The following is a 6,460-nucleotide window of genomic DNA, read 5'->3' on the forward strand; positions in this document are numbered from 1 at the left end:
CTTCGCCGCCCGCCACATTGGGCCTCTACGAGACGAGACCCCCTCCCCCGCAGCCTCTTCTCTCGCTCCAAAGTGCACGGGCCGAGGAGCCTCTCGGCGGTCGAATCTCCCATGATGAGTACGAAAAGAGCCCCGGCGACCGAAGTCGCCGGGGCTATCAACGGCCTCAGAACGGCACGTCGTCGTCCAGATCCTGCTGCGGCTCGGACCCGCCGCCGGGGCCGGACTGCCGCGGCCGGCTGAGGAACTGGACGTCTTCGGCGATGACCTCGCAGCCGTAGCGCTCGATGCCTTCACGGTCGGTCCAGCGGGTGTAGTGGAGCCGGCCGCGGACGGAAACGAGCATTCCCTTCGTGGCGTGCTGGGCGATGATCCTGCCGAGCCCGTTGAAGCAGGTAACGCGGTGCCACTCTGTGTCCTTGGCGGTGAAGCCACTCGCATCCTTGAAGGTCTTGCCCTCGCTGTCGCGCTTGGGACGGCTGGTGCCGAGACTGAAAGAGGCGATGTCGGTGCCGCTGTTGGCGGTGCGGAGGTCGGGGTCGGCGCCGAGGTTGCCGACGAGAAGAACGGTGTTGGTCATCGAAAGTCTCCTGTCCTGCCGCCGGGACCACCCCGTCGACAGCCCGGAGAAGGGCGCGGCGAATGCGGCGGTGCGCACCGCAGGCGCAGCCAAGGGGAACCCCGGCGCAAGGCCGGCGCGGGCAGCCCGAAGGGCAACACGGGCCGCAGGGCCGCGGGTTGCTGGCCGCCGTCGCCGTGCCAGAAGGGCTGGAAAAGGAGGTGGGTGTGGTCTGGCGGCTACCCAGGAGGTTCGGTGACTAAATCGCCTTCCCGGATTGTCTCTACCATGCGTGCCTCGCCAGTCGTCAAATCAGCGGAGCGGACGGTTATCCCGCTTCAGCCTCTGCCCGCAGCTGTTCGATACGCTCCCGGGCGACCTCCTCAACGATGTCGCGCAGCCGCCGAACCGAGGCCGACAAAGCCTCGAGATCGGTCGTTTCAATCGCATAGCTCGCGGAATACCGTGCCTCGACATATGCGCGCTTCAGCAGTTCAAACCGCCGACGATCCAGCTTCGTCGCGCGAGCCCAGGCCTCGATCAAGCGCGGCTCACTGTCCTCGGCCAGAGAGCGCAGGAACTTGATGTTGTGGGACCGGGGGAAATAGAGGGTCCGCACTAGCAGGAAGCAGGCGTACGCGCGTTCCGTTGCCTGATGGAGCGTAAAAGCAGCATCTTTCCGCCATCCAAGTGCATCAGCACCCTGCATGGACTGCGTCTCCGCAGTGGCCAGTGACCGGCCAGTTGCTGGTAGCCACTCCTCCAAGTACCCGCTCGCCAACTCGAACGCGTCCCTCGGTGAAGCAGGCATCGGAACTGCGAGCTCGTGCTGCGGAAGCTCATATAGCGCGATCCCCTCGCGGACGATATCTACCCAGAAATACTCGCCGCGCTTCAGCGCCTGGTTCACCTCGTCGATGGAATGGACGATGATGTTCACAGGCCTGCCAATTGCCCGGTCGCGCAGAATCTTGTCCTCGGCGACATACCAATAGTCAGCGATCTCCGTCAGATCCCGGTGGCTCACTACGATCAGAAGGTCGAAGTCCGACTGGTAGCCATTCTCCGGCTCGTCGACCCAATCGTTGCGCGCGTAGCTGCCGAACAGGATGATCTTGTAGATCTTCCCGTTGCGTCGCCACGGCTGCGTGGCTCGCGCGGTGACCTGTTCGAACTCGGCCATAAGTATCTGCACCGCGCGCTCCAGCTCGCGCTGTTTGGCCGGCGGAAGATGGTCGAGATCGGTTCGCATCGGGATCGATCCTAAGAGGTCGGGACGCCGCTGGCGAGGGCGGAGGCGGCGGCGCTCAGAACCGGCGCTCCCACCAGCTGAGCTTCTCTCCATCCAGCTGCTTCACCAGCTTGTAGATCGCCTTCGCCATGTGGCGCTCCACCTGACGCATCGTGAGGCCGGTTCGTTCGGCGATTTCCCCGTAGGACATGGCGTCCAGCCGGTGCGCCATGAAGATTTCCCGCTGCAGCTTCGGCATGTTCAGCATGGCCTCTTCCATGCGGCGCAGGAGATCTGGATCGTGATCGGGTGTGTCGGACATGGCAATCCTCCTCGGAAACGGAGGCCAGTCGCGCCCGAATGACGTGCCTGTACCTCCGCCGGCCACCCCGCCGCCCTCTCCTCCCGAGCTCAAAAGGAGGACCGGACCGGCAGCAGCCGGTCCGGTTCGCGGCGCCTAGGCCGCCGCCGCCTCGCGTGCCGCGCGCTTCGGGTGGGTCCCGAGAGGGCCACGCCGATCGACGACGCTGAGCCCCTGCTCTTTCGCCTGGATGACGAGCCGCTCCACGACGCCGCTTCCGGCGAACGCGACCACGTAGCGGGGCTTGAGCGACAACATTTGCTCGTTGCGGCGGAACCCCGCTCGCTGTCCGAGCCGCCGATCGAGCGAGAAGGTCAGCTGCGGCACCTTGCGCCGCTCGGCCCAAGAAGCTGCGAGTTGGTCCACGCCCTTGGTGTCGCCGCCGTGGACCAGGACCAAATCGGCGACGTGCTCCCGCACCTTGTCGAGCGTGTCCCACACGTTTCCAGCAAATGCCTTGGCCTGCTCATCGGTCGGAAACGAGAGGCGCCCCCCAGCAAAGACGACGGGCGTGCCCTCCGGCATGACCGCTTTGCGACGGCTCTCTGCCCGCGCCCGCAGGAAGTCGCGGCCGTCGACGACCGCAGACGTCAGGGCCGCACCGTGGTTAGCCCGGGAGCCGCCAGCAGGGCGCCAGGAATGGCCGGTCTCGTTGAGGTAAAGACGTGCCGCGGTCTCCCGCAGGTTCTCCAGCGCCAGCATGGCAGCCTCGGCAGCTTGAGCCCTGGCGATCTCGTTCTCGAGTTGGGAGGCGTGGACTTCGGAGCCATCGCCGGACGCAACCAGGCTGCGTATCTCGTCCGTCGCGCGGTCGATCTGGCCCGAGCGCTTCAGCGCGGCGCGGTGGAACAGGTTGACGAACGCCCAGCCGAGCTCCTCGGCATCGTCCTCCAAAGCGGTGTCGGGGAACAGCCCGAACAGGTCGGACCAGACCGCGACAAGCGTCTGTTCGGCTGCTTCCGCATCGACAGCGTCGGTGCACGGTGCCCGATCCAGCGCGGCGATGTTAAGGTGGCCGAGCTCCAGCGCGGCGAGCTGGGCGGCAAGGGTGGTGTGCATGATGGGCTCTCCTGAACGCGCCGGGGATCGGCGCCGGGAGCCCCAAGCCCCGGCAAAGGCGGCGGACCGCACCGCCGCGGGAGCGGCGGGACACCCCGAAGCCGCGGCTGGCGCGGGCAGGCTGCCGCGCAGCGGCACGCCAACACGGGCCGCGGGCGAAGCGGGTTGCGGTCCGCCACTGCCGGGGCAGGGCCTCTCCCGCGCCGGATCCGGCCACTTCCAAGAGGCAGCGCGACTGCCCTCTCCAAGCCCCTGCCCGTAGAGGGGCGGCTCCCGATCAGGCTGCCAGAGCCTCGGGAGGTTCAGCGAGAGCGCCTTCAGCGGAGGCATCGGAGACATCACGTCGGCCAAGCCGCAGGAGAAGCGACGAGGCCTCCTCGGCTTTGGCGGCAACCGTGAGGATTGCCCTGTTGTCGGCCTTCAGCACCTTGAGCCACGAAGCGAGGTAGCTGGCATGATGGTCGAGATGCTCCACCGGCAGCCCGAGCTCAGCGCCAAGGAGTGCGGACGAAAGCTCCGCCACCAGCTCCTCCATGGCGTACGCTTCGCTGCCGAACCGGCCGCTCATTTGCCGGGCGAGGCGGCTCTCGTGTCCGGTCCAGTGCGACAGCTCGTGCGCGAGCGTCGCGCGATAATGGTCGAGGTCCCGGAACAGGCCGGGCTCGGGCATCGTGATCTGGTCCAGCACGGGAGAGTAAGAGGCCTCCGCTCCCCAATGCCGAATCCTTGCTGGGACCGCCTCGAAGAAGTGATCAAGGACCCTGTCCCGCTCGGTCGGCGGCGGAAGCGGTTGCGGCTCGGGGAAGAAGCGTCGCGACAGCCCGTCGATCTGGCAGGCATTGAAGACGGTAAAGCTCTTGAGCACGCGACGCGTCCGCGGGCCTGCGTCTTCATCGCATTCGTCGGGTTCATCAATCTGGTAGGCCCGGTAGAAGATCGCGACGGTGCCGCGTTCGCCCTTCCGCACCTGGGCTCGGAGCAACTGCGATTGGCGGTAGGTCATCCAGTAAGGAGACGAATGCCCGGCCGCTTCGGCCGCCATCCAGAGCCACAGGACATTGATGCCCTGATAAGGGGTTCCGCAGGCGCGCAGCGGCCTAGAGACAGAGGCGCGCGTCCAGGGCTGGACCCACGGGCGCGTCCCCGCCTCAAGCCGCGCCACAATGGCGGCCGTGATTGTTTCCGCCGGCGAAAGCCGGCTGGCTTCATGTTTCATGGGAAGTCTCCGAAGTCTGACCGGCTCCTGCCGAGCCGCGCCGCGGAAGCTCCCTCTCCTTTCCTGATTCAAACCTGGGCTAAGCTATTCCCCCAAGTGGGGGAATTGCGCGACTGCGGCTACTCCTGTCATAGTAGCACCGTGGACAAGCTCACCGACCTGGTCGGCGAGCGCGGACGCGGCCAATGGCGGTGACGTTGCGGAGTGAGATCCCGGGCGTGGCCTAAGGGGCGGCACGTTGGAGCCGGCGCGCTTGGAGCGCCCCTCGTGACCGTGCGGAACGCAGCGGTTCGGCATGTTCGAACGGGTCAATGCCTTCGTCGACGAGGTGAGCACCGCCAGCAGCCAGGGCGAGTTGCGGACGATCCTCGCCGATATCTCGCGCGAACTGGGCTTCGCTCACTTCGCGCTCAGCCATCATGTAGATCTGCGCAACTCGTCCGAACCGGCGATCCGCATCCACAATTATCCGGACGAATGGGAGCGCTACTACGACCGCAAGCAGCTCGGGCGGACCGATCCGGTCCACCGCGCGTGCCAGATGACCGCGGTTGGGTTCACCTGGTCGCAGCTGCCGAACATGATCCCGCTGACTCGTATGGACCGGGCCGTGCTCGACGCGGCCGCAAGACAGGGCCTCGGCGACGGCTTCACCGTCCCAGCGCATGTGCCGGGCGAGGTCAACGGGTCCTGCTCCTTTGCGACGGCTCGGGGAAAGCCCTTGAAGGCGGAGCACCTCGCGGTGGCGCAGCTGGTCGGGGCGTTCGCGTTCGAGGCTGCCAGGCGACTCGCGAAACGCGACCGTCAGAGGCTCGCCGATCCCGCCCGTTTCTCCGACCGCGAGCGAGATTGCCTGATCTGGATCGCGCGCGGCAAATCGGACTCCGAAATCGCGACGATCCTCGGGATCAGCCCAGAGACGGTCCATCAATATGTGAAAGCCGCCCGTGCCAATTATGACGCTGTGAGCCGGTCGCAGCTGGTCGCGCACGCCCTGTTCAGCGGCACGATCAGCTTCATGGACATCTTCAAGCGCTAGCTGCCCGCGCTAGCCGAGCCGCTGGCACTTCTGAGGGACACATGTTTGGCCCGGACGGCGCAGCAGCGTTTCATACTCAAGGATGGGCCCTTGACCTTGACATGATGTCAAGCTGCACATGGGCGCATGGATGATTCGGGTGCAAAGGATACCGACATGGCACATGCATGCTGCCACTCAGGTGACGGAGCCGCATCGGCAGACGCCGCCGCCGGCAAGGTCAAGGATCCCGTCTGTGGAATGACGGTCGATCCTGGGCGAACCGAGCACCATCATGATCTCGGCGGCACCACCTATCATTTCTGCAGCGCCGGCTGCCGCACCAAGTTCATCGCCAACCCGGATGGCTACCTGAACCCGCCGGAGCATGATCCGGCCCTCACGCATCCGCCGATGGGAGCGCTTCCCGAGGCTGCTGAGGGAACGGTCTGGACGTGCCCGATGCACCCGGAGATTCGCCGTAACGGGCCCGGCACCTGCCCCATCTGCGGAATGGGGCTCGAGCCGGCCGAGCCGAGCTTGGAGGAGGGCCCGAACCCCGAGCTCATCGATATGACCCGGCGCTTCTGGGTGAGCGCCGCGTTTTCGGTGCCGCTGCTGGTCCTCGCCATGGGGACGGAGCTGTTCGGTTGGCACCTAATGCCGATGCGGACATTCGTCTGGATCCAGCTCGCGCTGGCGACGCCGGTGGTCCTTTGGGGAGGATGGCCGTTCTTCGAGCGAGGCTGGGCCTCGCTCCAGACCCGCAACCTCAACATGTTCACGCTGATCGCGCTCGGCGTCGGCGTCTCTTATTCCTACAGCCTGGTGGCTGCGCTCGCGCCGGACCTGTTCCCGCCCTCGTTCCGCACCATGGGCGGCGTGGTGCCCGTCTATTTCGAAGCCGCCGCCGTCATCACGACCTTGGTGCTTCTAGGGCAGGTCTTGGAACTGCGCGCCCGTTCAGCGACCGGCAAAGCTATCCGCGCGCTGCTCGGCCTCGCGCCGAAGACGGC

General features: G+C 66.2%; 7 protein-coding genes. 2 read left to right on the plus strand and 5 right to left on the minus strand.

Features of this window, described 5'->3' with window-relative positions:
- Positions 1 to 166: 166 nt before the first annotated feature.
- From VF631_RS12335 to VF631_RS12355, 5 genes are all read right to left on the minus strand, one after another.
- On the minus strand, positions 167 to 580 hold the full coding sequence (locus VF631_RS12335; protein ID WP_431850611.1) for a single-stranded DNA-binding protein: 414 nt from the start codon (positions 578 to 580) through the stop codon (positions 167 to 169).
- Between the two features lie 307 nt (positions 581 to 887).
- The gene (locus VF631_RS12340) at positions 888 to 1,811 is read right to left on the minus strand and encodes a HEPN domain-containing protein (RefSeq protein WP_431850612.1); all 924 of its coding nucleotides are present in this window, start codon (positions 1,809 to 1,811) and stop codon (positions 888 to 890) included.
- 55 nt (positions 1,812 to 1,866) lie between these two features.
- Complete coding sequence (locus VF631_RS12345; protein WP_431850613.1) at positions 1,867 to 2,112, minus strand: sigma factor-like helix-turn-helix DNA-binding protein; 246 nt, start codon at positions 2,110 to 2,112, stop codon at positions 1,867 to 1,869.
- 135 nt (positions 2,113 to 2,247) lie between these two features.
- On the minus strand, positions 2,248 to 3,210 hold the full coding sequence (locus VF631_RS12350) for a DUF2493 domain-containing protein (RefSeq protein ID WP_431850614.1): 963 nt from the start codon (positions 3,208 to 3,210) through the stop codon (positions 2,248 to 2,250).
- A gap of 277 nt (positions 3,211 to 3,487) precedes the next feature.
- Complete coding sequence (locus VF631_RS12355; protein ID WP_431850615.1) at positions 3,488 to 4,426, minus strand: ArdC family protein; 939 nt, start codon at positions 4,424 to 4,426, stop codon at positions 3,488 to 3,490.
- A gap of 295 nt (positions 4,427 to 4,721) precedes the next feature.
- On the opposite strand from VF631_RS12355, the gene VF631_RS12360 reads away from it, so the two are divergent.
- A complete protein-coding gene (locus VF631_RS12360) occupies positions 4,722 to 5,465 on the plus strand; it encodes a LuxR family transcriptional regulator (protein ID WP_431850616.1) in 744 nt (247 codons plus the stop codon).
- A gap of 156 nt (positions 5,466 to 5,621) precedes the next feature.
- Positions 5,622 to 6,460 (plus strand): YHS domain-containing protein (locus VF631_RS12365; protein WP_431850617.1); only part of this gene is annotated, 839 nt, incomplete at its 3' end.

Source organism: Allosphingosinicella sp. (assembly GCF_036387615.1).
GTDB lineage: Bacteria > Pseudomonadota > Alphaproteobacteria > Sphingomonadales > Sphingomonadaceae > Allosphingosinicella.